Genomic DNA, 24,174 nt, shown 5'->3' on the forward strand with positions numbered 1-24,174 from the left:
GTCTTAAAAGATATGCAGTCATTATTTAAAATGGTTCTGTTGCACTATTTTACATCGTATGAACAGGTGTCCCGAGTGCTACATCCGCAGCTTCCATCGTTATTTCACCCATGGTCGGGTGAGTATGGATGGTAAGAGCAATGTCTTCAGCTGTCATTCCGCCTTCAATAGCCAGTCCCACTTCAGCGATTAAATCACTTGCATTTATTCCAGCTATTTGTGCACCGATCACCAATCCGTCGTCTTTTCTGGTAATCAGTTTCAGGAAGCCATCTGTTTCGTTAAGGGAAAGTGCACGGCCATTAGCAGCGAATGGAAACTTCGATGCTTTTACATCATAGCCGGCATCTTTAGCACCTTTTTCGGTATAACCCACGGTCGCTAACTCAGGATCGGAGAATACCACTGCAGGAATGGCCATATAATCAATCTCGGCTTTTTCACCACTAATAACTTCCGCAGCCACTTTCCCTTCATACGACGCCTTATGGGCAAGTGGTGGTCCCGTGACAATATCCCCTATGGCATAAATATTGTCAATGTTGGTGCGGCATTGTTTATCAATGGTGACCAAACCGTCATCATCCATCTCAATGCCAACTTGTTCAAGTCCAAGTTCATCCGTGTTTGGACGACGACCGACCGTTACCAATACATAATCAGCATCGATGGTTTCTTCCTGATCGTTCGCCTTATAAGTAACTTGAACACCGTTATCCGATTCCTCAACACCCTGTGCCATTGCACCTGTAACGATGTTAACACCTTTAGCTTTCAACCGTTTCTTTACCAATTGAGCCATTTGTTTTTCAAATCCGCCCAAAATATCTTCCGTTCCTTCCAAAATCGTTACGTCCGTTCCAAAATTAGCATACGCTGTTCCCAATTCAGTGCCAATATATCCGCCGCCAATCACTACCATTTTTTCCGGAATTTCCTGCAGGTTTAATCCGCCGGTGGAATCCAGAACCCGGTCGGAGAACTTGAAATTCGGGATCTCGACGGGAGATGACCCCGTAGCAATAATGCAGTTGTTGAAGGTATACGTTTGAGAATTTTTCTCATCCATAATTTTCACAGAGTTTTTATCAACAAAATAGACTTCCCCTTTTACAATGTCTACTTTGTTCCCTTTCAATAAACTTTCCACTCCGGAGGTCAGCTTCTTAACAACGCCGCCTTTCCATTCTTGAACTTTGGAAAAATCGATCGAAACATTTTCTGTTGTAATACCCAGCTCTTCATCTCCGCGTGCACTTTCTGCTTTATGACCGGCTTCAATAAGTGCTTTGGACGGAATACAACCAACGTTCAGGCATACACCACCAAGATTGTCTTTGTCGACAATCGTCACATTTTGTCCTTTTTGTGCCGCCCGGATAGCTGCCACATAGCCCCCGGGGCCCGCACCAACAACTAATGTATCTGTTTCAATCGGGAAATCTCCTACTACCATAGTTCACGCCTCCATCATTATTAATTGTGGATCATTCAATAAACGTTTTACCTGATTCATGGCCAGCTGTGCCGTTGCCCCATCAACAATACGATGATCAAAACTCAGCGATATGGCTAAAACAGGGGCTGCAACAATGTCACCTTCCCGTACGATTGGCTTGTCTTGAATACGGCCAATGCCAAGAATAGCCGCTTCCGGATAATTGAGAACCGGTGTAAACCATTGTCCGCCAGCAGAACCAATGTTGGTAATCGTGTTCGATGCCCCTTTCATCTCTTCGGGTGCCAGTTTACCACTGCGGGCTTTTTCTGCCAATTCATTTACTTCCTGTGAAACAGCAAAAATCGATTTGCGGTCAGCATCTTTAACAACCGGCACGAGCAGTCCTTTATCCGTATCGGCTGCAATGCCAACATTGTAATAATGCTTATGAATAATTTCATCAGTTTCATCATCAACAGAAGCATTTAAAATAGGATATTGCTTGGATGCAGAAATAAGTGCTTTAACAACATAAGGCAAATAAGTCAATTTAATATCCTTCTCAGCAGCTACCGATTTAAATTTCTTACGGTGTGCAACAAGCTCTGTGACATCAACCTCATCCATAAGTGTAACGTGTGGTGCTTTTGTCTTAGAATCGACCATAGCCTTAGCAATGGATCTACGGATGCCAGACATTTTTTCACGGGTTTCTGGATAGGTTCCTTGTGGAATGTCGGTAGTTACATCCGCTTGTTTGGATGTGTCTTTTGCTTCAACTGGTTCTTCTGTTGTTTGTTCACCGCTTAAGTACTGATCGATGTCTTCCTTCAAAACACGGCCATTTTTCCCGGATCCTTGCACGTCTTGAATGGTTACATCATTATCACGTGCGTATTTGCGAACAGACGGCATGGCAATAACGCGCCCGCTGTCATCATCGGTTTGTCCGGAATCCGTTGTTTTATCGTCAGCGGACGTGTCCGTTTCAGCTTCTTCATCCGCCTCAGCAGTCTTCTGTTCTGCTGATGTGTCCTGTTCAGCCGTCTCGCCTTCATCTTCATCGGATTCGTAGCCTTCCGCGTCAAAAGTGATCAGTGTGTTACCAACAACCGCTACTTCTCCTTCATCCACATGAACTTTTTTTACCGTGCCTTCAACCGGTGATGGAATCTCGACAACGGATTTATCGTTCTGCACCTCACACAGCACATCGTCTTCCTGTATTTCATCGCCTTCTTTGACGAACCATTTGGCAATTTCACCTTCATGTATACCTTCCCCGATGTCAGGGAGTTTAAAGTTATATGCCATTATAACAACATCCTCCAATCATTCATTAAAAGTTAATAACCTCATTTACTTTATTGATGACATCCTTATGGTTCGGAAGCCACACCTCTTCAGCTTGTGAGAATGGATACACGGTATCCGGTGACGTCACTCGCATGATTGGTGCTTCTAGATGCAGAATAGCACGTTCCTGAATTTCAGATATAACATCTGCGGCGACTCCTGCCTGGCGCTGTGCCTCCTGAATCATGACAACCCGGTTGGTTTTTTTCACGGATTCGACAATGGTTTCGGTATCAATCGGAGAAATCGTACGCAGGTCAATAACTTCTGCATCGATATTATCCTGTTCCAATTCATCGGCAGCTTTTAATGCTGTATGCACCATCGCACCATAGCCGATAAGAGTGACATCTTTACCGTCGCGTTTAATATCAGCTTTATCCAATTCGACCGTATATTCCTCATCCGGTACTTCCCCTCGGAAGGAGCGGTATAATTTCATATGCTCCATAAAGAATACCGGGTCGTTGTTCCGGATGGAGGCGATAAGCAACCCTTTGGCATCGTAAGGTGATGTCGGAACCACTACTCTAATTCCTGGTTGTTGGGTAATTAGGCCTTCAAGAGAATCAGCATGCAATTCGGGTGTATGCACACCGCCTCCGAACGGCGTACGTATCGTTATTGGCGCCGGTTTGGTGTCGCCCGAACGATAACGCATACGTGCTATCTGGCCATTAATGGCATCCATGGCTTCGTACGTGAAACCGATAAACTGTATTTCCGGAACAGGTCGGAAGCCTTGCAGCGCCAAACCCAAAGAAAGACCGCCAATCCCGGACTCAGCAAGCGGTGTATCAAATACACGTTCTTCCCCAAACTCATCCTGTAATCCTTCTGTTGCACGGAACACACCGCCATTTTGGCCGACGTCTTCACCGAACACAAGTACATTGTCATCATTCTTCAGTTCATGATGCATTGCATCCGTAATTGCCTGAATCATTGTTTTTTGCGCCATCTTACTTCGACTCCTTTTCCCTGTATTCTTCCATTTGCTCCTGCAGGTTGGATGGAAGCTTTTCATGCATGATATCGATCAGGTCGGTTACTTTTTGTTTTGGATAGTCATCAGCCTTCTTGATAGCTGCTTTAATTTCTTCTTTCGCCTCATCGATCACGTTATTTTCATCTTCTTCCGACCATAAGTTTTTGGCCCCAAGGTATTTGCGGAAGCGAATGAGCGGATCACGTTTTTCCCATTCGTTATCAAGATCATCGGTACGATAGCGTGTCGGATCATCACCGGCCATGGTATGCGGCCCGTAACGGTATGTCAGCGTTTCTATCACTGTTGGACCTTCCCCATTAAGTGCCCGTTCGCGGGATTTCTTTGTGGCAGCATAAACAGCCAGTGGATCCATGCCATCAACCTGCAATCCTTCCACACCGGCAGCAACCGCTTTTTGCGCTAACGTTTCTGTATTTGTCTGCTTTTCCACCGGAACCGAAATAGCAAACTGGTTATTTTGGACAAAGAAAAGCGCCGGAGCATTATACGCGCCCGCAAAGTTGACACCTTCATAGAAGTCACCCTGAGACGTCCCTCCATCGCCTGTATAGGTTACGGCAACGCTTTGTTTGCCGCGTTTTTTCATCCCCAGGGCAACGCCTGCAGCTTGTGTGATCTGCGCACCGATAATAATTTGTGGGCTTAGACCATTAACACCTTCCGGAAACTGATTGCCATGGAAATGCCCTCTTGAAAATAAAAATGCTTGATACAGTGGCAAACCGTGCCAAATAAGCTGAGGAACATCACGATATGCCGGCAACAGAAAATCGTCCTGCTCAAGAGCGTAATGGCTGGCAAGCTGAGATGCCTCCTGCCCTGCAGTCGGTGCATAAAATCCTAAACGCCCCTGGCGGTTCAGTGCAATGGAACGCTGATCAAGAACCCGTGTATAAACCATTCTGCGCATAAGTTCTTTTAAATCATCATCCGAGAGATCTGGTTCATAGTCTTTGTTCACGATCTCACCATTTTCATCAAGAACCTGAAACATTTCAAATTGATTTTCAATACTTTCCAGTACTTGTTTCAAATCGTTCACCTCTTCCTTTCTAATCCTCTGTTATTTTATTCTTTTCCAGCTTTCCCGAAACATGAAAAAAAGTGCACTTGTTTGCCTTTATGTATGTCTCGACATCATGCGTCATCGCCATCAACCAACAACGTCAACATGACCTCAACTGTTACATTAGAAAGGCAAAAGTAATTAGTACAATATGTGTTCCATGTTAGAGTTTAGCGCATTTTGAATCTGTTGGTCAATTACTTTGATTTATTTATCATTGTTTTTTTCCTGAATGATACCGCTTTCGTTCATTACTGTACCATTTTAACAAAACTGTTATAATAAATGCTGGAAACTGTATCACTTTTGGTTGACAACAACCTTAAACATTCGAAAAATCAAAATAATCCGTCAGTCGGATCTCTGCTTACGACCCATCCTCCTGCATACAAAAAGAACCGGACAACGCCCGGTTCTTTTTGTATGCCATTCGTTCTATTTATCGTTTTCCGATTTCGGATTGTTTTCTTTGTTTTCATTATCCTTGTTGTCTTTATTCTTTTTATTTTTATCGTCTTTATCTTTTTTCTCTTCATTGTTCTTATTTTCATTGTCATATTGAACGTCAATCTCAGCAGCGTCATAGAATTCCTTTTTAAGTTTGTTATACTCATTCGTCAGATTATTGAATGTTTCGTTCGCTTCAATAACCGCCTGATAGCTGTTGTTCAGATCCTCAATATGGTCGGATAATGCGTCCTGTTTCAAATCTTTATCCTGCAGCATTGTATACAATTCTTTTTCCTTGGATAATGAATCCGAATAAGCATCATGCAGCTTTTCGTATGCATCATAACGATCGGACATGACGTTAAACATATTATCGGCCTTGTTGCTCACAGATTCATCCTCAAGATCGTTGAGAATGTCCTCTATTTTCATAAATTCCTCTTTGGACGATTGCATGCTTTCGTTTTCTTTCTTTATTTTTTTCTCGCGTTTTTCAATGTTTGTAATGGCTTTTTTGGATAATTTTTTGATTTTATCCATATCATCCATATTTAATTCGATAACCTTCTTATAAATCTCTTGTTCCTCTTGTTCTAATTCCATAATGGGGTCCTGTTGTTTTTCAAATGTTTCTTCCAGCTTCACCGCTTTTTCCAGATGGTTATAAATTTTTTCCGCTGGAGGTGTGTTGCTGCAGGCAGTTAATAATACCATCATAATAATAGGACTAATGAATAATACCTTTTTTAATACCACGCTAATAGATCCTCCTTCTCCCCTAATACAACGTTTTTTAAGTATAACATACAATATATGATAGCAAATCTTTTTTTCGATCACTAACAATTAAAATAGATGATCTTCAGCATTTTTATGATACGGAAAAATAGTTTATGTTAAAATGAAGTTATTCACGTGTGTCGCAAGTTGTTTTGCCCATCATTTCAGGGTTCCAGCTTACACAGCATGTAATAGCTATCGACGATAAGGAGTGTTCAGCATGATAACAATGGACGATATTGTGCGGGAGGGACATCCGGCTTTGCGCAAACAAACGCAAGAAGTGACCGTTCCCCCTTCTGAAGAGGATCAGCAATTATTAAAAGATATGCTTACATTCATACAAAACAGTCAGGACGAAGAGTTGGCTGACAAATATCAATTACGGGCGGGTGTCGGGCTTGCCGCACCACAGCTGGGTGTCAGTAAACGGTTGTGCGCTGTCCATTTTGAAGATTTCAAAGGCGTGATACATAGTTATCAACTTGTCAATCCAAGAATCGTTAGTCACTCTGTCGAAAAGGCCTATTTATCTTCCGGAGAAGGCTGTCTATCGGTTGACCGGGATGTGGAAGGCTATGTACCCCGTTATGCCCGAATAACAGTCAAAGCCAGTGATATGGAAGGAAACGAATACAAGCTGCGTCTGCGTAACTTCGCTGCCATTGTTGTTCAGCATGAAATTGATCATCTCGACGGCATCATGTTTTACGACTATATTCATCCGGAAGATCCTTTTTCCGTACCAGACCAAGCGAAGGCAATCGATTGATGGTTGGTTTGTTGAATGCATAAAATCCCAGTTGTTAGCAAACACTAACGACATATCAACGCCGGAAAACAAGCTTTTTTCAATCAAATATAGTATTTTCATTTCAAAAATACAAAAACCGTATTATACTAGGAAATAAGAGGGATTGGATCGGCAGTACGTTTTTATCGCTTTTCTTACACAATAGAAAGGAGATGCGTATCACATGTTGAAACGCTTACGGGAAAAGCTAAAAAAACGCTGGAAAGATTTTCTGGGAAGAGGACGTGTACCAACCACCTTTAACAATGATTCCCCTGAATAAATGAGGCGGCACATGTATGAGCAAAATCGCCCAGAGACGAAACATCGAACCGGATGAATATGACTGTGTAAAAGAGGTAGAACTGGGTTATACTGAACAACCGGAAACCGTTACACAGCTGAACAACTAATAAAATGAACGTTGACATGTATGGATGAAGATTCCATTCCATCGACAAGGAAACAGACGACGAAAAAACTATTTGTTTAACAAGCGAATCGACAGAGGAGAGATAACCATGATTTACAAAGTATTTTATCAGGGCTTGCCCGATGAGATACCAGTGCGCGAACGAACGCAAAGCTTGTATGTCGAGGCCGAGTCCGAACAAGAAGTCCGTAATAAATTGTATGATCGCAACTATGATATCAATATTGAATATATCCAGCCGCTTAGTGATGCACATTTGAATTATGAAAAACAATCCAGTCAATTTACAGTGGAGTCCGTCTAGCTGATGAAATTTGTAAAAAATGATCAGACAGCGGTATTTGCACTGGGCGGACTTGGTGAAATCGGAAAGAACACATATGGCATTCAATTTCAGGATGAAATCGTCTTAGTGGATGCCGGGATTAAATTCCCAGAAGACGAATTGCTAGGGATCGATTATGTGATTCCCGATTACACCTATCTTGTGCAAAACCAGGATAAAGTTAAAGGATTATTCATCACCCACGGACATGAGGATCATATCGGAGGCATTCCGTACCTCTTACGTGACATTAATGTGCCTATTTATGCCGGCAAACTTGCGATCGGATTAATCCGCAACAAACTGGAGGAACATGGCTTGTTGCGCAGTACACAATTGTATACTATTGAAGAAGATACTGTTATTAAATTTCGTAAAACGTCTGTTTCTTTTTTCCGTACAACCCATAGCATACCCGATTCATTCGGTATCGTTGTCAAAACGCCGCCTGGAAATATTGTTCAAACCGGTGACTTTAAGTTTGACTTCACACCTGTTGGCCAGCCCGCAAACCTTGCAAAAATGGCCGAGCTGGGTCAGGAAGGGGTTCTATGCCTGCTCTCCGATAGCACGAATAGTGAAGTGCCAGGTTTCACGATGTCCGAACAAGTCGTGGGCGATAATATTAATGATATTTTCAGCAGAGTTGATGGGCGTTTAATATTTGCGACATTTGCTTCTAACATTTATCGTCTGCAACAAGTCGTGCAGGCGGCCGTCAAACATGATCGTAAAATTGCTGTGTTTGGACGGAGCATGGAATCATCCATCCGAATTGGACAAGAGTTAGGCTATATTCAGGCACCGAACGACACATTTATTGATGCCAATCAAATCAGCCGTCTCCCAGCTCATAAAGTAACGATTCTGTGCACAGGTTCTCAGGGTGAACCGATGGCGGCACTGTCCCGTATTGCCAATGGCACCCATCGTCAAATTCAAATTATTCCTGGCGATACGGTGGTGTTCTCATCATCCCCAATCCCCGGCAATACGGTCAGTGTAAGCAGAACAATCAATAAACTTTACCGTGCCGGTGCGGACGTCATCCACGGTAAGCTCAGTAATATTCATACTTCGGGCCACGGCAGCCAAGATGAACAAAAGCTGATGCTTCGATTGATGCAGCCAAAATATTTCATGCCGATTCATGGGGAATATCGCATGTTGAAAGAACACCTAAAACTGGGCGAGGCGTGTGGAATCGATCCGAATCATTCCTTTGTCATGGATAACGGTGACGTTCTCGCCCTCGGTAAAGATAACGCGATGATTGCAGGCAAAATTCCATCCGGCTCCATTTATGTTGATGGAAGTGGAATCGGCGACATAGGCAACATCGTTCTGCGTGATCGTCGTATTCTCTCGGAAGAAGGCTTGGTGATGGTCGTTGTGAGCATCAATATGAAAGAATTCAAGATTGCTTCCGGACCCGATATCATTTCGCGCGGTTTCGTTTATATGCGTGAATCCGAAGACTTGATCAATGAGGCGCAAAAGTTGGTGGCCAAACACTTGAAGAAAGTTATGGAACGCAGAACGAGTCAATGGTCCGAGATTAAAAATGAAATAACCGATACGATTTCACCGTTTCTGTTTGAAAAAACAAAGCGGAGACCGATGGTGTTGCCCATTATTATGGAAATATAACCAAAAAGGAATGGAAAACGTCCCTTATCCCGGAAACCTGATGCAATTTCATCAAAAAGTGCCGTGGACACTTATCGTGTCCACGGCACTTTTTACATTAAAGATTGGGGCTGGGACAAAAGACGTTTAGTCAAATGAAAATCCGAACTATGATTCGAAAAAAATATGAATAAGTTCGGATTTTTCGTTTAGCGCAGGAAAAACACGAAGACTCCTGCGGGATGAAAAGCTTAGATAAGACCCCGCAGTGCGATAAGCACGAGGAGGCTTATCAGCGCCCGCGGAAAGCGTAGTGTTTTTCCGGAGCGGTGACTACGTCTTAACTATATTATTCGTGTTTAGATGTGATTTGTTTAGTTATGTTCCAGCCTCTTTTTTACACTACAGATTCACCAGCTTCGGTTGGCAACCATTTAATCGATAACCAGGTTCTTTTCAAATCTGGAGATATCTTTATCTGAACCAATAATAATGAGAATATCCCCTTCCTCAAGAACATCATCTGCTGCCGGCGATACATTAATGTCTTTCTCCTGTTTAATGGCGACAACGTTACAACCGTAATTCGCACGTATATCAAGGTCCACTAACGTCTTACCACGCATTCGTTCCCCTACTTTCACCTCTACAATGCTGTGATCATCCGATAGTTCTAAGTAGTCCAAAATATTATTTGAAATAATATTGCGGGCAATGCGTTTTCCCATATCCCGTTCCGGGTGCACAACTTGATGAGCACCAATACGGTTTAATATTTTTTCATGATAATCATTCTGTGCTTTTACGGTAATTTTCTTTATGTTCAAATCTGTCAGAACAACGGTTGTCAAAATGCTCGCCTGAATATTGTCTCCAATGGCTACAATCACATGGTCAATATTTTTAATACCCAATTCCCGTAACGTTGCTTCATCTGTTGAATCAGCCATAACGGCATGCGAAGCTATATTTTTGAATTCATTTATTTTGTCTTCATCTTTATCGATGGCCAAAACCTGCATTCCTTCTTGATTCAGCTCTTGACAAATACTGCCGCCAAAGCGGCCAAGCCCGATTACGGCATAGTCCCTTTTCAATCCGGACTCCCCCTGTCACTCTATTTGCTTCTTATAGTCTATCATACCGCGTCCGTAAATGATATGTTGTTGACCAAACGCGTTGTCACCCTTTTGACGTAAAGTTTTCATCTTAATGTCATAGCCAGACGCGTTTCTGTATGACACAATCGTATATACTTATTGACATAAGAGAAACTATAATAACGACTTGGTTGCTGGAATTGAATTGACCCATCAATGTCACAAGGAGGAACGATAATGGAATTGGACACCGTCCTGATGAGCCGTTTGCTGACCGCAATGACGCTTGGATTTCATATTATTTTTGCCACGCTTGGAGTGGGCATTCCACTGATGATTTCCATTGCTGAGTTTATTGGTATCAAAAAGAACGACCCGCACTATCAACTTCTTGCCAGACGTTGGACCCGCGGATTTGTCATTACAGTTGCCGTCGGTGTCGTCACAGGTACCGCTATTGGACTGCAGCTGTCTCTCATATGGCCGAATTTTATGCAAGTAGCCGGCAATGTTATCAGTTTGCCGCTGTTTATGGAAGTGTTTGCATTTTTCTTTGAGGCGATATTTTTAGGAATCTATTTATACACGTGGGATCGGTTTACCAATCCGTATATCCATTGGTCCTTCTCGCTCCCTATTATTATTGGCGGTGGATTTTCAGCCGTATTCATCACCACGGTCAACGCTTTTATGAACACACCGGAAGGGTTTACAACAGAGAATGGAACGTTTGCCGCGGTCAACCCGCTCGCAGCCATGCTGAATCCGGCAACGCCAACGAAGGTATTTCATGTTCTGAGTTCTGCCTACTTAACGTGTGCAGCTATTTTGGCGGCGATCACCGCCTTTATGATATTGAAAAGGAAAACGACAGATTATCATAAGAAAGCATTGCGGCTAACGATGACTATGACATTCCTGTTTGGCCTTGTGACAGCTTTAGCAGGAGACACGTCAGCAAAATTTCTGGCCGATCATCAATCTGAAAAATTAGCTGCCGCCGAGTGGCATTTTGAAACATCAAACAACGCTGATCTGATTTTGTTTGGATGGCTGAATGAAAACAATGAACCGACCGGCGAAATGCGCATCCCAGGGTTACTGAGTTTCCTGGCCCACGGTAATTTTAATGCGGAAGTAACCGGTCTGGAAGAGGTTCCGACAGATAAACAACCCCCTCTTTGGATACATTACATGTTTGATTTGATGGTCACCATCGGATTTTTATTACCGGGCATCGCCTTATTGTATTTCATTTTAGCCATGGTGAAACGATGGAATGAGCACAATAAAGGACTTCTATCATTGATTTTTCTCAGCGGCCCATTAGCGGTATTAGCTATTGAATTCGGCTGGATTTATGCAGAGGAAGGGCGTCAACCATGGATTATCAGAGGGTATATGACGGTGGAAGAAGCCGTCACATCATCGTCCTACGTCCCGCATATGTTTGTTCTTTTCTTCGTGCTTTACGTGGTGCTCGGCACATTATGTGTTGTGACATTGCGTAAACTTTTCCGCAACAATCCTGCTGAAGTCGAATTGGAAAAACATTATCCAACGATAACAAAGGGTGATGACGAATGAGTTATGAACTGGTTGGTATCAGCGTTTTATGGTTATTTCTTTATGGCTATTTAATTGTCGCATCGATTGATTTCGGTGCCGGGTTCTTTGCCTTTTATGCCAAGGTTACCAAAAAGGATCATGTGATCAATCAACTGATCGCACGATACCTCTCCCCTGTCTGGGAAGTGACCAACGTGTTTTTTGTGTTTTTCTTTGTCGGAATCGTCGGCTTCTTCCCGGATACTGCCTATTACTATGGAACGGCCATGCTGGTGCCGGCGAGTTTCGCCATCATCCTGCTCGCCATCCGTGGCTCATTTTACGCGTTTGAAAATTATGGGTCCAAGCAAAGCACACTTTATACATTCCTTTACGGCGCATCCGGCCTTTTCATTCCAGCATCCTTATCGGTGGCCCTGACCATATCGGAAGGCGGCTTTATTACAGAAGCGAATGGCAATGTCTCGCTGAACTATATGGACCTGTTCACCAGTCCGTTATCATGGAGCATCGTTGCCCTGTCCATTGTCTCCATTTTGTTTATCAGTGCAACGTTTTTAACATTCTATGCTGCGCGCGCCCAAGATTGGCCGGCTTTAAAGCTCGTTCGGACATTTGCGCTGTTCTGGAGTACGCCAACCATCATTGCCGCTCTGACAACGTTCATTGTCTTAAGTCAACATAATGAACGGCATTATGAGAACATGCTCAATCTCTGGTGGGTATTCGGCCTGTCGGTTGGTTTCTTTTTGATAGCTATTTGGCTTCTTTACCAGCAAAAACGTTATGGCCTGGCATTCATCAGTGTCATGCTGCAGTTTTTATTTGCCTTTTTTGGTTATGGCGTCGGGCAATACCCGTATTTGCTTGATCCCTATATATTGATTCATGAAGGGGCTACTCATCCATCAATGGGCATTGCGCTGATTGCTGCATTCATCGGCGGCCTTTTGTTATTGATACCGTCGCTGATTCTGCTGTTCAAACTCTTTCTGTTTGACGCCGCATATGTTAAAGGAAAAAAATAACCACTCAAACAATCATAACGCATTGGAGGAAACAATATGTCCGGAGCAACCATTCTGTCCCGTCACAAAAAAACGGTTCTTTTCCTGTGCATCCTGGCCGTACTGACAGCCGTTATGATTGTACTGCAAGCCTATTTCCTTGCAGCTATCGTCGAGAGCATCTTCGTCCAGAAGCAGGTCTTTTCACATGTTACTTGGATGCTGGCCGGACTTCTGGGGGTTTTTCTGCTTCGCACGACATCCACATATATCGGACGGCGGACAGGTATTGCGATGGCCGCAAACGCGAAAGCCGATTACCGACAATCACTCTTGGATAAGTTTGCAGGAAAATCTGTCCTTCAAGCTTCACAGGGACAAGCAGGCGGAAAAGTGAGTGTAGTGCTTGATGCTGTTGATGACATGGACAGCTATTTCAGTAACTATATTCCACAACTGATCCAGGCTTCCATTATTCCTGTCATCATTCTGGCGACAGCTTTTTCGCAGCATGTCAACACAGGGCTGATTATGATTATTACTGCCCCGTTCATTCCGATATTCATGATTATTATCGGTATGCAGACGAAAACTAAATCCGAAGAGCAGCAGGAGACATTATCTGCCTTTTCCGGTCAATTTCTGGATGCATTGCAGGGACTGACGACATTGAAATTATACCGGCAATCCCGGAGGCAGGAAAAAGCCATGGAAACGAGCAGTCTTCGCTTCCGGGATGCCACGATGGAAATATTAAAAATAGCGTTCACCTCGTCATTCATGCTTGAGCTTATTTCCATGCTAAGTATTGGCATTGTCGCTCTCGAACTGGCTATACAGCTCATTATTTACGAACAGGTATCATTTTTTACAGCCTTCTTTCTCCTCATACTGGCACCGGAATTTTATACGACGTTAAAAGAACTCGGCAGCACCTTTCACAGCGGACAGACCAGTAAAGGGGCGGCTACAAACGTATTAAATGAACTGGACGCAGAAACGCAAACCTTGCAATGGGGAGACATGGAACTGGCTAGTGGTGACGCGCCTCCGTCGATTCAACTACAGCACGCCGGCTATCACTATGACGAAGGGAATTTCAGTCTGGAGGACATCCACACCGCTTTTCCTCCATATGGAAACATCGCTATTGTCGGACGCAGCGGGTCAGGCAAGTCGACCTTGCTTCATCTGATTGCCGGCCTCCTCCCTATTAAGGAAGGCACCATCATCATTAACGGGCATCCATTAGCTTCCTATTCCGAGACAGCATGGTTCGAACAAATCAGTTATATATCCCAGCATCCGTATCTTTTCGCAGGAACCATCGCCGACAATATAGCGATTGGCAGCAACCGCAAGCCGACGCGTGCAGACATTCAACACGCAGCTGAGCAGGCAGGTCTTAAAACGGTCATCAGTCAGCTTGAAAACGGCTATGATACACCAGTCGGTGAAGCTGGAAGAGGGCTTTCAGGTGGAGAAATGCAGCGGCTGGCACTGGCCCGGGCCTTCCTGAAACAGCCTGCGATCATCTTGTTCGATGAGCCGACAACCGGGCTTGACCTTTATACCGAACGTATCCTCTATTCATCAATCAATCAATTGGCACAGCAGGCGACAGTGATAACCGTAGCCCATCGCCTCTATACCATCAAAGATGCAGATGCCATTCTATTTTTAAAACATGGGCGGCTTTTAGCGGAAGGCACGCATATTGAACTTATGGAAAACGTCCCGGACTATTACGATATGGTCACAGCTCACGAAGGAGGGAACGATCATGCGTGATTTGGCGATCATTCTGAAAGCAATGGCAACCGAAAAAAAAGATATTATTTATTCCATTTTATTCGGCTTTATAGCTGGCATTACGGCTGTCGGCCTATTTGCCGCCAGTGGCTTTCTGATTTCCAAAGCCGCGCTGACACCGCCTCTTTATACGCTGATCATTCTGACATCAGCGGTGAAACTGCTTGGAATAACCAAAGCCATCGCCCGGTATGCTGAACGTTATTTTTCACACCGGGCAACGTTCACGATTTTGAGTAATCTGCGGGTTGCTTTTTTCCAAAAATTAGAGCCATTGACACCAGCCTTGTTTCAAAAATATAGAAGCGGTGATTTGCTCTCCCGAATTGTAGGCGATGTGGAAACACTGCAGCATTTCTTTCTTCGTGTTTTCTATCCGCCGATTGTGCTGGTGACTGTTTTTCTGAGTACCATTTTGTTTACGTCTTTCTTCTCCATAACGATCGCGATCATTTTATTAGCAGGTTTATTGCTTACCGTGGCTGTCATTCCAACCTTATTTTTATGGCGCCAGGAACGAATCGACCAGGATGTGCGAAACCGCCGCAGCCATTTGTCAGCACGCACAACCGAGTTTCTTCAAGGGTTCCGTGATTTAACCATTCATCAGAAAGTCCATGAAGCAAAAACAAACGTCATCCAGTCATCAGACAGCTATATCAGCGAACAAAAACGGGAAAACCTGAACAAATTGTACAGTGAATCGGTTAATACACTTGTTTCGCTAGCCATTACCTGGACCGTCCTTGCCTTCGGAGCGCTTCTCATTACGAATGGCCAGCTGGACGGCATTCTGCTGGCCATGCTCGTGCTGATTTCGTTGACAGTCTTCGAGGATGCGGGGCCGATGGCTGCGTTTCCGCTTCATCTGCAGGATTCGAAACGGGCTTCATCCAGGCTTTCAGCTGTAACTGCAGAGACGCCGAATCGTTGCGGTGAGCACACCGGGGTCACCTATCTGGTACAATCCCGCCCCATTACTGCAGCGCTGGAAGGTGTGTCTTTCCATTACTCCGGTGAAAAACGGCCAACATTACACAACGTCGACATAACATTGCCGGCTGGTTCCAAAACAGCCATTGCCGGTCCCAGCGGCTCGGGTAAATCGACACTTCTGCAGCTTCTGCTAGGGTTGAACCAGCCCAATAAAGGCACGATTTCCCTGGACAATATCCCTATCGAGCAGCTTGATAAGGCGTCCATCTGGGACCATGCAGCTGTCATGCTGCAAGACAACCACTTTTTCTTTGGAACAGTCAGGGATAACCTTCTTCTAGCAAAGAATGACCTGACAGATGACCAAATGACGGCCGTTCTGACGAAAGTCCATCTGGATTATTTCCGTTTGGATGATCCTGTCCAGGAAAAAGGCGATAACTTATCGGGCGGAGAAAAGCAGCGGCTGGCTCTGGCCCGTACGATGCTGAAGGAATCGCGCCTGTGGATCCTGGATGAACCGGCGTCATCAGTGGACGCGTTGACCGAACAGGCCATTTATGACCATCTTTTCGAACAGGCTGCCGGTGACACGATGGTCATTGTCAGCCACCGCTTGACAAACCTGGAAAAGATGGATCAGATCATCGTTATCGATCATGGTGAAATCGTTGAAACAGGCACATTCGATCATCTCATGCACCAGCAAGGCTATTTATACGACATGAAACAAATTGAAAAAAGTCTGCTGTAAAGGACCCCCTCCCGATGAAGACGGGAAGGGTGCCTTTTCATTTGGCTATCGTTGATTTCATCGGACAAGCCAATTGCCAGAATTTCGAACGCTTCAGTGTAATCCGCTTTTTTCATCCCAGACGTTCCATCAGCCAGAAATTCTTGCCGATGGCCATGTCATGTTTACAACAAGTGAAAAAGGGTATATCATTACAGCATTGGAGACTGCTATTAGGAGGATACATATGGAGTTTTTTGGAATATCATTCGATTTGTCAGCTATCATTGGCATGCTCTTACGAATCGCACTGCTTATTATCTTATTCATTATATTCGTTCCGTTCGGTAAAAAAATAGTGGAAAAATCCATACAAAAGGCGGGAGCAAACCAAAAACTGTCACCGACTAGGGTGAAAACACTTCAAAAATTACTCGTTAATTTGTTTTCCTATGCCGCCGTGTTTTCATTCATCGTTATGCTGTTTGCAGCACTTGGCATCCCTATCGGTCCGTTGCTCGCGGGAGCCGGCATTGTTGGACTGGCCATCGGTTTCGGTGCACAGGGACTTGTCAGCGATATCGTAACCGGATTTTTCATCCTACTGGAACACCAGCTTGAAATAGACGATTATGCGACCGCTGGCGGATATGATGGGATTATTGAAGAAATAGGACTGCGCACAACAAAGATTCGCAGTTTTGACGGAACCCTGAATTACGTACCGAATCGACTCATTACAGGCGTAGCAAATCATTCCCGTGGTAATATGCGTGCATTGGTTGATATGCGCATCAGCTATCAAGATAATATGGATGAGGCGATTGCTGTATTGGAAAAGGTATGTGCGGAATTTCAGGAAGATGAACGGTTCAAAGACGGCCCTAATGCGGTTGGTGTGCAAAGTTTGGGAGCATCGGAAGTCGTCTTGCGTGTTGTCGGGCAGACGGAAAATGGTCTGCAGTGGGAATGTGAACGTGCCTTGCGGAAACGGATGAAAGAAGCATTTGACGATGACGGGATCACTATTCCATATCCGCACCATACGATTGTGCAAAAATAACAAAAGCTTCGGTCATGCTGGAAAGCAAACGACCGAAGCTTTTCGTTTCTCTATTGATTGGTAGTTAACCGATCATTGACGAGCTGACAAACATCCTGGGCAGTCTGACCGCCTGCATTAATGACAGGGCCCGCTATGCTTGCTGTGGACATTCCCATCACATCTTTATCCTGTCCTGATATGACACAGCAGTCACAATTGCCCGTATCGTCTTCTGATTTTAAGTCGACTGTCTGATGCCCCATTTCCGCCAAAGCTTCCTTAACGTCTGTCAGTGTTTCTTCGACTCCGATTCGTGCCATTTGTATACCTCCTCCAGGCAGAAAATAGTCATTACCTAGTTTTGACGATTGCGGCATACATATACAGACACATTACCGGCCGGACAGAGCATGAATCATCGATGAAACGGCACGGATGCCTGTCTCTAACGCAGCTTCATCAGGCTGCAGCTGCGCACTGTGCAGGCCGGCGGGCGAATCCACTCCAAGCCAGAACATGAATCCAGGAATTTCCTTAAGCATATAGCCAAAGTCTTCTCCTGTCATCGCCGGTGCTGCTTCTTGATGCGCTATATGACATTCTCTGGAGACGTCAGCAAACAAATCCGTCAACCATTGCTCATTCGTTACCTGATAATAGTTTGCGCCGTAATCAACAGAAATCGAACAGTCATGAGCCACCTCAAACCCTTTGATAGACTGTTCCAGCTTTTGTTTTATAATCCCGATAGAAGCTGGATCAAGTGTGCGGATTGTTCCTTCCAAACGTGCAGTTTCGGCAATGGCGTTCTGAACGGAACCACTTTCGATTTTTCCGATCGTCAGCACCGCACTTTCCAACGGGTCCAGTTTTCGTGAAATAATTTCTTGTATTTCCACGACGAAACTGCTCGCCGCCACCCCCATATCCTTTGTCAGATGTGGATACGCGGCGTGGCCTCCTTGGCCTGTGAAATCAAGGAACAATTCACTCGTATTGGCAAACAGAATTCCTGGACGGCTGGAGACCGTTCCAGTCGGAAGCTCCGGAGCAATATGAAGAGCAAACACCACATCCGGCTTCCATGCCTGAAATGGTTCGGACTGAAGCATAGGCCATGCACCACCCGGCCCTTCTTCAGCAGGCTGAAAAAGGAATACCGTGTGATCATCCGGTGGGTTCTCAATGATTGTCTCGAGCGCTCCCAAAGCAATGGTCATGTGAAAATCGTGACCGCATGCGTGCATCTGTCCGGAATGCTGTGACGCAAATGAATACCCGGTTTCTTCCGTTATCGGCAATCCATCCATATCACTGCGGTATCCGATTGTTTTAGCAGGATTTTCCCCTGCAACATGGACAAGTATACCGGTTTTCCACGTTGTAATCGTCATCCGATCGGTTTTGATGGTTTGCAGTTTGTCGAGCAGATATCGCTGCGTTTTTACTTCCTGAAAGCCAAGTTCAGGAATTTGGTGCAATTCCCGACGAATGGTCTGCCATTTAAATGTAGCCATTTCATCCCCTGCTTTAATCATCCAATTTGCGGAGTTCTTGCTTAATCTCCGTTTTTGCTTTCGTATTTTCATCGATTTCTTTAAGTACTTTAGCAGGTGTTCCGGCGACCAATTTATTCGGCGGAACATCCTGTGTTACAACCGATCCTGCAGCCACAATGGATCCCTTGCCGACTGTCACTCCTTCCAATATGACAACATTGGCTCCGATAACAGCTTCGTCCTCAATGACCACTGGTTTTGCGGAAGGCGGCTCCACCACCCCGGCCAATACTGAACCAGCCCCAATATGACAATTTTTCCCGACAGTGGCCCGTCCGCCGAGAACAGCATTCATGTCAATCATAGTCCCTTCACCGACGACGGAGCCAATATTGATAGCTGCCCCCATCATGATGACGGCGCCATCACCGATGGATACCTGGTCACGAATAACAGCTCCAGGCTCAATGCGGGCATTGATTTCCTTTTTATCAAGCAGCGGAATAGCGGAATTTCTTCGATCGTGTTCCACAACGTAATCCGTAATGGAGGCCTGATTCTGTTCCAAAAAGGCACTGACATCGTTCCATTCACCGAACACAACACCACTTTTTTGTTCGGCAAAAACCTGGACGGCGTCATCATGATCAGATAAAGCGTCCAGCTGCTCACCCTTCACATACACTTTGACAGGTGTCTTTTTCTTACTGGTAGAAATAAAATTGATAATCTCATTAGCATCCATCATTTCCATGTTGATCCCTCCCTATTTTTGTCACTCAACAACTTTACTTTAGCAAAGGAATCCGGCACTCGCAACAGGAAGCCTGAACCGAACGTAAGCGCAACCATGGCGATTGTCGGTATACCAATATCATTCATGCTCATGTTCGACGGTGTAATAATTCCTTTTTAATTGTTTCAAAATGGCACGTCTCGTCAAAATGCCGTCGAAGTGATTGTCTTCATCCGCAACACAAACAAACGGGTAATTAATAACAGTCTTTAATCCGTCCATGAAAGAATCGGACCTGGATAGACTTGGAACATCTGTGTTCATGGCTTCATCTACCCGCATATCGGATAATTTTTCCGTTTCAAATCGTTCCAACCCCAATACGGCATTTAAAATGGGGGTTTTACCAATGGTTCCTTTCAATTTAAATGATGAATCCAAAACCGGCACAGCGGAATACCCTGATTTCACAAGAATCAACAGGGCGTGCTCCAGTGGGTTATGCAGTTGGACATGTGCCACTTTTTCCGATGATATCATTAAATCATCTATTACAATGTCTGTCAGCTTTTTATCTTGTGTTGCACTCATAACAAACGCTCCTTTTCATTACTTAAAAAGTACCATACTATGTTACGCCGATAAAAGGAGTTGGGGTCATTTATCTTTACGTACAGTTTACCACATGACTCCGGCAGAAACATCACTTCGTTCTGAATAGCCCGGCACCATTATCACATCCTACTCAACACGATGGTTATCACAGAACACATTCGCTCTGTATATAATGAAACGACTAATATAATGAAAAAGAGGAACGATCATGCAACTGCAAACCTATACCAAAAAAGAAGAAGCCGTACATGCCATTACTCACGGCTTTGGTGCGTTATTGAGCATTGTCGGTCTCATGTTTCTTATCGCCGACACGCCGCCGGATAGTGATGGGAAACGCATGGTTGCTGTGCTCATTTTCGGTATCACCATGTTTCTCATGTATTTAATGTCCACTATTGTCCACAGCCTGCCTCAAGGAAAATGGAAAACCCTTTTCAAAACCGTTGATCAAGCTTTTATTTACTTATTCATCGCGGGAACCTATACACCTTTTTTGTTGATGCTTCTGCCGGATAATTTGGGAAAGACAATGCTCATGATCGTATGGGGGATCGCAGCGGCAGGCATTTTGTTGACCATTGGTTTTATCAAACGGTTTCGTGTACTATCCACATGTTGCTATATTTTTCTAGGATGGCTCATTTTATTTGTGTGGGGGCCACTGACATCAGCTATGCATGAAAATGGGGTTACTCTTTTAATGACCGGCGGTCTATTTTATACCATAGGCACTATTTTTTATCTATGGCGGGGGTTTTGTTATCACCATGCTGTTTGGCACATTTTCGTGCTAATGGGATCGGGGTTCCATTTTTTTTGCATATTTCATTATGTTCTTTGATGACCAGCCAACCATAAATTATGTCCATAACTTCCATGATGTTCCCTACTTTACAGCATAAATGCGACAATGATAAAAGTCAAAACAGGTGCACATATCGATATCTTTTCATCCCGACATCTTTCCTAAGCATGTTAAATAAGGTATGATGATAACAGGTAGACTATACAAACCTGAAAGGCAGATACGTATGAACAGGCGGACCTTTTTGAAACGAATACTGGGAAGTGTAACGGCACTTGTCGGCCTGGGTGGGGGAGGCTATTATTATGCGCGTGATGTGGAACCGCGACTACTCACCACTACGAGCGAAAACCTTACATCATCTAAAATCCCTCCTGAACTTGATGATTTTACTATCGTACTTTTTTCAGATACCCATATCGGCTTTCATTACTCGCTGGAACAGTTTGCTGATCTCACCGACGACATCAACCGTTTAGATCCTGATTTAATTGTTTTCAGCGGGGACCTTGTTGATGCACCGGATACGTACAACTGGAACAACGAGCTGATCCAACTGTTGCAAAAACTTAAAGCCAATCACGGAAAGTACTGGATTTACGGCAATCATGACCATGGGGGCTATGGAACAGAGACTGTAAAAAACGTCATGGACAAGGGTGGATTTGAACTTCTGCAAAATACGCATAAAACGATTAAACGAGACAGAGGTCAATTTGTATTGGCAGGCATTGATGATGTCATACTTGGCAAGCCAGATCTGAAGATGGCATTGTCCGGTGCGGATCCCGATCTGTTCACCATCCTGCTGGCTCACGAGCCCGATTATGCGGATAACACCGCCCATTTTCCGGTGGATGTCCAACTTTCAGGCCATAGTCATGGCGGTCAAGTTCGCCTTCCGTTCATCGGTCACTTGTACACCCCTCTCTATGCACAGAAATATGTACAGGGGAAACATGTACTCGATGAAGGCAATCTGGCATTATACGTGAACCGCGGAATCGGTACCACTAGACTGCCGTATCGATTTTTTTGCCGACCCGAGATGCATATATTCCGGCTGAAATCCTGACATATACACAGTTGAAGCCGTCCGTGCAGTCTGTTTGTCTGCACTCTATCTGGAAAACATATATATTGCAACTGTCCAATATTTGTGATATATTATTTTTACGTATAAACGATTGTCCAAAACATAGATAAGGAGGTTTGATGAATGAGCGAAAAAGCCACCATTCCACTCAATGAGCTCGCTAAGGCGCTGTTCACCATTAACCGCCATGCTAAAACCGCTCCCCAGCCCCAACATCTCTATTATATTAAGAAAGAATCGATTAACCGTCTTCTGCGAGAAAACCGCGCCCAAAAAATAGGCTTGCATTTTTCCAATCACCCTAAACTGAGCAATCAACATTCAACGCTTTTAGTGAAGGTTGGCGACTATTTTTTTCACATTCCCCCATCAAAGGAAGATTTTAAACAGTTGAAGCATTTAGGTACATTGGACAAGCAATACCGAAACCCCCAGGTAAAAATGTCCTTATCACAAGCCAAAAAAACAATTTATCGGTATATCAACTGGTCACCGCCGAAAAAACGCCATACGACAGCACGACACAATACATCCGCCAGTTTCACCCCATCATCCCTCGGCAAAATGAATGGACCCCCAAAAAAACCGCGGCGGAGCACCAGGACACATTTTTAAATCCTCTTAAGCGCGCCGATTCATTCAGACGCGCTTTTTTCTGTTTCGGAAAAGATATTCCACGGTATGGATAACAATCAACATTAAACCGAACAAAGCCAAACAATTAAGCACTACTGCCAAAATCATCTTGTCCAAAAAGGCGGTTAATACAATTCCTGACAAAATCAGCACGAGAAGTAACAGACTACTGAGTATGTAATTAAGAAATTTGGTCGTTTTAACCATGACTGCCCACTTGATCATCGGGCGGATGATTGTATAAAGAGCCATCAATGCGATAAAAATATAAATATATGTTTTATTGAGTTCGTTCCATAGACTATCCAGCTCTTCCAACATAAACATCCCCTCCTTTTCAACTTATTCGCGTTTTACAAACAATAAAAACCCTACTATCACTATGTACGAAATTATTACGCATTATACTTGGATGATTGCCCTGCTTTACACAGGATCTGTATGATGATTCATCCTATCATCGAACGATCCTGATATATCTCAAAATCGAGATCAATAAGTGATAGTCATCACGTCATAAGTAAAAAAAACCCTTTATGATGGATATATATCAATTATTTGGAGGGTTTGATGATGACTGAATTTACACTGGATCATAAACCGGCTGACATTGTAAAAGTTTTTCCTAAGGCAAGTGACGTATTCAAACGGAACCGGATCGATTTTTGCTGTGGTGGTGACCAGCCATTGAGGGATGTATGCTCGAAACGGAATCTGGATGAAACGGCTGTTATGGAAACGCTGAACCATGCGTATCAGGACTGGCTAAAGGAAGACGAGCACCCCATTGACTGGGATCGTATGCCAGCAAGTGATATCATCGATCACATTACCCAAACACACCACGCTTACTTAAATGAGGAACTTCCGGCACTGGGAACATTTGTTTCTAAAATTTTCCGTGTGCACGGTAAGAATCATCCGCATCTGAAAGAACTGCATCGTCTGTATAATGATTTTAAAGTGGACATGGAAGAACATACAGTCAAAGAGGAAGAAGAGGTCTTTCCACTGATCAAACAATATGAAGATCATCCAAATGATGACCTGCTGCAGCAGATTCACGAAGCCAATGGCGGATTGGAAGATGAACATGACGCAGCCGGAAACATGCTGAAGCGAATGCGAGAGATTACCAATGGATTTGAACCGCCGGCAGATGCATGCAACTCTTACCGTATTACGTATGCCCGCTTGGCCGAACTGGAAGCCGACACGTTTCAGCATATCCATCTTGAAAACCATGTGTTGTTCAAAAACTTATAATCCATCAAACGAATCGTGGGGTTGGGACGAG

Annotated in this window: 23 protein-coding genes; 12 read left to right on the plus strand and 11 right to left on the minus strand. The window is 44.2% G+C overall.

Annotated features, from left to right (window positions below; translation table 11 throughout):
• Window positions 1-49: 49 nt before the first annotated feature.
• The 5 genes from lpdA to ABDZ72_RS12650 all read right to left on the minus strand — a co-directional run bounded on the left by lpdA (window position 50) and on the right by ABDZ72_RS12650 (window position 6,081).
• Window positions 50-1,456 (minus strand): dihydrolipoyl dehydrogenase, encoded by a 1,407-nt coding sequence (lpdA, locus tag ABDZ72_RS12630; RefSeq protein WP_343753640.1) that lies wholly within the window; start codon window positions 1,454-1,456, stop codon window positions 50-52.
• Between the two features lie 3 nt (window positions 1,457-1,459).
• Window positions 1,460-2,755: a dihydrolipoamide acetyltransferase family protein gene (locus tag ABDZ72_RS12635; protein WP_343753642.1), complete on the minus strand. Its 1,296-nt coding sequence runs from the start codon at window positions 2,753-2,755 to the stop codon at window positions 1,460-1,462.
• A gap of 25 nt (window positions 2,756-2,780) precedes the next feature.
• The gene (locus tag ABDZ72_RS12640) at window positions 2,781-3,758 is read right to left on the minus strand and encodes an alpha-ketoacid dehydrogenase subunit beta (RefSeq protein ID WP_343753644.1); all 978 of its coding nucleotides are present in this window, start codon (window positions 3,756-3,758) and stop codon (window positions 2,781-2,783) included.
• Between the two features lies 1 nt (window position 3,759).
• Window positions 3,760-4,842 carry a pyruvate dehydrogenase (acetyl-transferring) E1 component subunit alpha gene (pdhA, locus tag ABDZ72_RS12645; protein ID WP_343753646.1) on the minus strand — a complete coding sequence of 361 codons (1,083 nt, stop codon included), beginning with the start codon at window positions 4,840-4,842 and terminating at the stop codon, window positions 3,760-3,762.
• Between the two features lie 468 nt (window positions 4,843-5,310).
• Entirely contained in the window at window positions 5,311-6,081 is a 771-nt protein-coding gene (locus tag ABDZ72_RS12650; protein WP_343753648.1) for a YkyA family protein, read from the minus strand.
• A 244-nt stretch (window positions 6,082-6,325) separates the two neighbouring features.
• Between ABDZ72_RS12650 and def the strand changes: the two genes are divergently transcribed.
• The 3 genes from def to rnjA all read left to right on the plus strand — a co-directional run bounded on the left by def (window position 6,326) and on the right by rnjA (window position 9,306).
• Window positions 6,326-6,877 (plus strand): peptide deformylase, encoded by a 552-nt coding sequence (def, locus tag ABDZ72_RS12655; RefSeq protein WP_343753650.1) that lies wholly within the window; start codon window positions 6,326-6,328, stop codon window positions 6,875-6,877.
• A gap of 542 nt (window positions 6,878-7,419) precedes the next feature.
• On the plus strand, window positions 7,420-7,635 hold the full coding sequence (locus tag ABDZ72_RS12660; RefSeq protein WP_343753652.1) for a DNA-dependent RNA polymerase subunit epsilon: 216 nt from the start codon (window positions 7,420-7,422) through the stop codon (window positions 7,633-7,635).
• 3 nt (window positions 7,636-7,638) lie between these two features.
• Window positions 7,639-9,306 (plus strand): ribonuclease J1, encoded by a 1,668-nt coding sequence (gene rnjA / locus ABDZ72_RS12665; protein ID WP_343753654.1) that lies wholly within the window; start codon window positions 7,639-7,641, stop codon window positions 9,304-9,306.
• Window positions 9,307-9,719: 413 nt separating this feature from the next.
• Here rnjA and ABDZ72_RS12670 read toward each other — a convergent pair whose 3' ends face one another.
• On the minus strand, window positions 9,720-10,382 hold the full coding sequence (locus tag ABDZ72_RS12670; RefSeq protein ID WP_343753656.1) for a potassium channel family protein: 663 nt from the start codon (window positions 10,380-10,382) through the stop codon (window positions 9,720-9,722).
• Between the two features lie 240 nt (window positions 10,383-10,622).
• Here ABDZ72_RS12670 and ABDZ72_RS12675 point away from each other — a divergent pair, with 240 nt between their 5' ends.
• From ABDZ72_RS12675 to ABDZ72_RS12695, 5 genes are all read left to right on the plus strand, one after another.
• The gene (locus tag ABDZ72_RS12675) at window positions 10,623-11,972 is read left to right on the plus strand and encodes a cytochrome ubiquinol oxidase subunit I (protein WP_343753658.1); all 1,350 of its coding nucleotides are present in this window, start codon (window positions 10,623-10,625) and stop codon (window positions 11,970-11,972) included.
• Window positions 11,969-12,982 (plus strand): cytochrome d ubiquinol oxidase subunit II, encoded by a 1,014-nt coding sequence (locus tag ABDZ72_RS12680; RefSeq protein WP_343753660.1) that lies wholly within the window; start codon window positions 11,969-11,971, stop codon window positions 12,980-12,982. Before ABDZ72_RS12675 ends, ABDZ72_RS12680 begins: the two co-directional genes overlap by 4 nt.
• Window positions 12,983-13,018: 36 nt before the next feature.
• A complete protein-coding gene (gene cydD, locus ABDZ72_RS12685) occupies window positions 13,019-14,752 on the plus strand; it encodes a thiol reductant ABC exporter subunit CydD (RefSeq protein ID WP_343753662.1) in 1,734 nt (577 codons plus the stop codon).
• Window positions 14,745-16,463, plus strand: coding sequence for a thiol reductant ABC exporter subunit CydC (gene cydC / locus ABDZ72_RS12690; RefSeq protein WP_343753664.1), 1,719 nt, complete (start codon window positions 14,745-14,747; stop codon window positions 16,461-16,463). The genes cydD and cydC overlap by 8 nt, the downstream gene beginning before the upstream one ends.
• Before the next feature lie 226 nt (window positions 16,464-16,689).
• Window positions 16,690-17,505 (plus strand): mechanosensitive ion channel family protein, encoded by an 816-nt coding sequence (locus tag ABDZ72_RS12695; RefSeq protein ID WP_343753666.1) that lies wholly within the window; start codon window positions 16,690-16,692, stop codon window positions 17,503-17,505.
• A 50-nt stretch (window positions 17,506-17,555) separates the two neighbouring features.
• On the opposite strand, the gene ABDZ72_RS12700 is transcribed toward ABDZ72_RS12695, so the two are convergent.
• The 4 genes from ABDZ72_RS12700 to cbpB all read right to left on the minus strand — a co-directional run bounded on the left by ABDZ72_RS12700 (window position 17,556) and on the right by cbpB (window position 20,313).
• On the minus strand, window positions 17,556-17,807 hold the full coding sequence (locus ABDZ72_RS12700) for a YkuS family protein (protein WP_343753668.1): 252 nt from the start codon (window positions 17,805-17,807) through the stop codon (window positions 17,556-17,558).
• Between the two features lie 72 nt (window positions 17,808-17,879).
• A complete protein-coding gene (locus tag ABDZ72_RS12705; protein ID WP_343753670.1) occupies window positions 17,880-19,004 on the minus strand; it encodes an N-acetyldiaminopimelate deacetylase in 1,125 nt (374 codons plus the stop codon).
• Between the two features lie 13 nt (window positions 19,005-19,017).
• Window positions 19,018-19,740, minus strand: coding sequence for a 2,3,4,5-tetrahydropyridine-2,6-dicarboxylate N-acetyltransferase (dapD, locus tag ABDZ72_RS12710; RefSeq protein ID WP_343753672.1), 723 nt, complete (start codon window positions 19,738-19,740; stop codon window positions 19,018-19,020).
• Between the two features lie 120 nt (window positions 19,741-19,860).
• Complete coding sequence (gene cbpB, locus ABDZ72_RS12715) at window positions 19,861-20,313, minus strand: cyclic-di-AMP-binding protein CbpB (protein ID WP_343753674.1); 453 nt, start codon at window positions 20,311-20,313, stop codon at window positions 19,861-19,863.
• Between the two features lie 232 nt (window positions 20,314-20,545).
• Here cbpB and trhA point away from each other — a divergent pair, with 232 nt between their 5' ends.
• From trhA to ABDZ72_RS12730, 3 genes are all read left to right on the plus strand, one after another.
• Entirely contained in the window at window positions 20,546-21,181 is a 636-nt protein-coding gene (gene trhA, locus ABDZ72_RS12720) for a PAQR family membrane homeostasis protein TrhA (RefSeq protein ID WP_343753676.1), read from the plus strand.
• 208 nt (window positions 21,182-21,389) lie between these two features.
• The gene (locus tag ABDZ72_RS12725) at window positions 21,390-22,220 is read left to right on the plus strand and encodes a metallophosphoesterase (protein ID WP_343753678.1); all 831 of its coding nucleotides are present in this window, start codon (window positions 21,390-21,392) and stop codon (window positions 22,218-22,220) included.
• A 144-nt stretch (window positions 22,221-22,364) separates the two neighbouring features.
• Entirely contained in the window at window positions 22,365-22,856 is a 492-nt protein-coding gene (locus tag ABDZ72_RS12730; protein WP_343753680.1) for a YkyB family protein, read from the plus strand.
• Between the two features lie 24 nt (window positions 22,857-22,880).
• Here ABDZ72_RS12730 and ABDZ72_RS12735 read toward each other — a convergent pair whose 3' ends face one another.
• Window positions 22,881-23,198 carry a hypothetical protein gene (locus ABDZ72_RS12735; protein ID WP_343753682.1) on the minus strand — a complete coding sequence of 106 codons (318 nt, stop codon included), beginning with the start codon at window positions 23,196-23,198 and terminating at the stop codon, window positions 22,881-22,883.
• A gap of 252 nt (window positions 23,199-23,450) precedes the next feature.
• On the opposite strand from ABDZ72_RS12735, the gene ric reads away from it, so the two are divergent.
• Window positions 23,451-24,143: an iron-sulfur cluster repair di-iron protein gene (ric, locus tag ABDZ72_RS12740; protein ID WP_343753685.1), complete on the plus strand. Its 693-nt coding sequence runs from the start codon at window positions 23,451-23,453 to the stop codon at window positions 24,141-24,143.
• Window positions 24,144-24,174 lie beyond the last annotated feature (31 nt).

It is taken from the genome of Lentibacillus halophilus, from assembly GCF_039522485.1.
In the GTDB taxonomy this organism is placed as follows: Bacteria; Bacillota; Bacilli; order Bacillales; family Amphibacillaceae; genus Lentibacillus; species Lentibacillus halophilus.

Bases quoted from the DNA above. Each gene is read 5' to 3' on its own strand.
- ric (WP_343753685.1), top strand. From the start codon at position 23,451: ATGACTGAATTTACACTGGATCATAAACCGGCTGACATTGTAAAAGTT.
- def (WP_343753650.1), top strand. From the start codon at position 6,326: ATGATAACAATGGACGATATTGTGCGGGAGGGACATCCGGCTTTGCGC.
- ABDZ72_RS12735 (WP_343753682.1), bottom strand. From the start codon at position 23,198: ATGTTGGAAGAGCTGGATAGTCTATGGAACGAACTCAATAAAACATAT.
- ABDZ72_RS12640 (WP_343753644.1), bottom strand. From the start codon at position 3,758: ATGGCGCAAAAAACAATGATTCAGGCAATTACGGATGCAATGCATCAT.
- ABDZ72_RS12695 (WP_343753666.1), top strand. From the start codon at position 16,690: ATGGAGTTTTTTGGAATATCATTCGATTTGTCAGCTATCATTGGCATG.
- ABDZ72_RS12675 (WP_343753658.1), top strand. From the start codon at position 10,623: ATGGAATTGGACACCGTCCTGATGAGCCGTTTGCTGACCGCAATGACG.
- cydD (WP_343753662.1), top strand. From the start codon at position 13,019: ATGTCCGGAGCAACCATTCTGTCCCGTCACAAAAAAACGGTTCTTTTC.
- ABDZ72_RS12660 (WP_343753652.1), top strand. From the start codon at position 7,420: ATGATTTACAAAGTATTTTATCAGGGCTTGCCCGATGAGATACCAGTG.
- ABDZ72_RS12635 (WP_343753642.1), bottom strand. From the start codon at position 2,755: ATGGCATATAACTTTAAACTCCCTGACATCGGGGAAGGTATACATGAA.
- trhA (WP_343753676.1), top strand. From the start codon at position 20,546: ATGCAACTGCAAACCTATACCAAAAAAGAAGAAGCCGTACATGCCATT.
- ABDZ72_RS12700 (WP_343753668.1), bottom strand. From the start codon at position 17,807: ATGGCACGAATCGGAGTCGAAGAAACACTGACAGACGTTAAGGAAGCT.
- ABDZ72_RS12705 (WP_343753670.1), bottom strand. From the start codon at position 19,004: ATGGCTACATTTAAATGGCAGACCATTCGTCGGGAATTGCACCAAATT.
- ABDZ72_RS12680 (WP_343753660.1), top strand. From the start codon at position 11,969: ATGAGTTATGAACTGGTTGGTATCAGCGTTTTATGGTTATTTCTTTAT.
- cbpB (WP_343753674.1), bottom strand. From the start codon at position 20,313: ATGAGTGCAACACAAGATAAAAAGCTGACAGACATTGTAATAGATGAT.
- ABDZ72_RS12730 (WP_343753680.1), top strand. From the start codon at position 22,365: ATGAGCGAAAAAGCCACCATTCCACTCAATGAGCTCGCTAAGGCGCTG.
- lpdA (WP_343753640.1), bottom strand. From the start codon at position 1,456: ATGGTAGTAGGAGATTTCCCGATTGAAACAGATACATTAGTTGTTGGT.
- dapD (WP_343753672.1), bottom strand. From the start codon at position 19,740: ATGGAAATGATGGATGCTAATGAGATTATCAATTTTATTTCTACCAGT.
- rnjA (WP_343753654.1), top strand. From the start codon at position 7,639: ATGAAATTTGTAAAAAATGATCAGACAGCGGTATTTGCACTGGGCGGA.
- cydC (WP_343753664.1), top strand. From the start codon at position 14,745: ATGCGTGATTTGGCGATCATTCTGAAAGCAATGGCAACCGAAAAAAAA.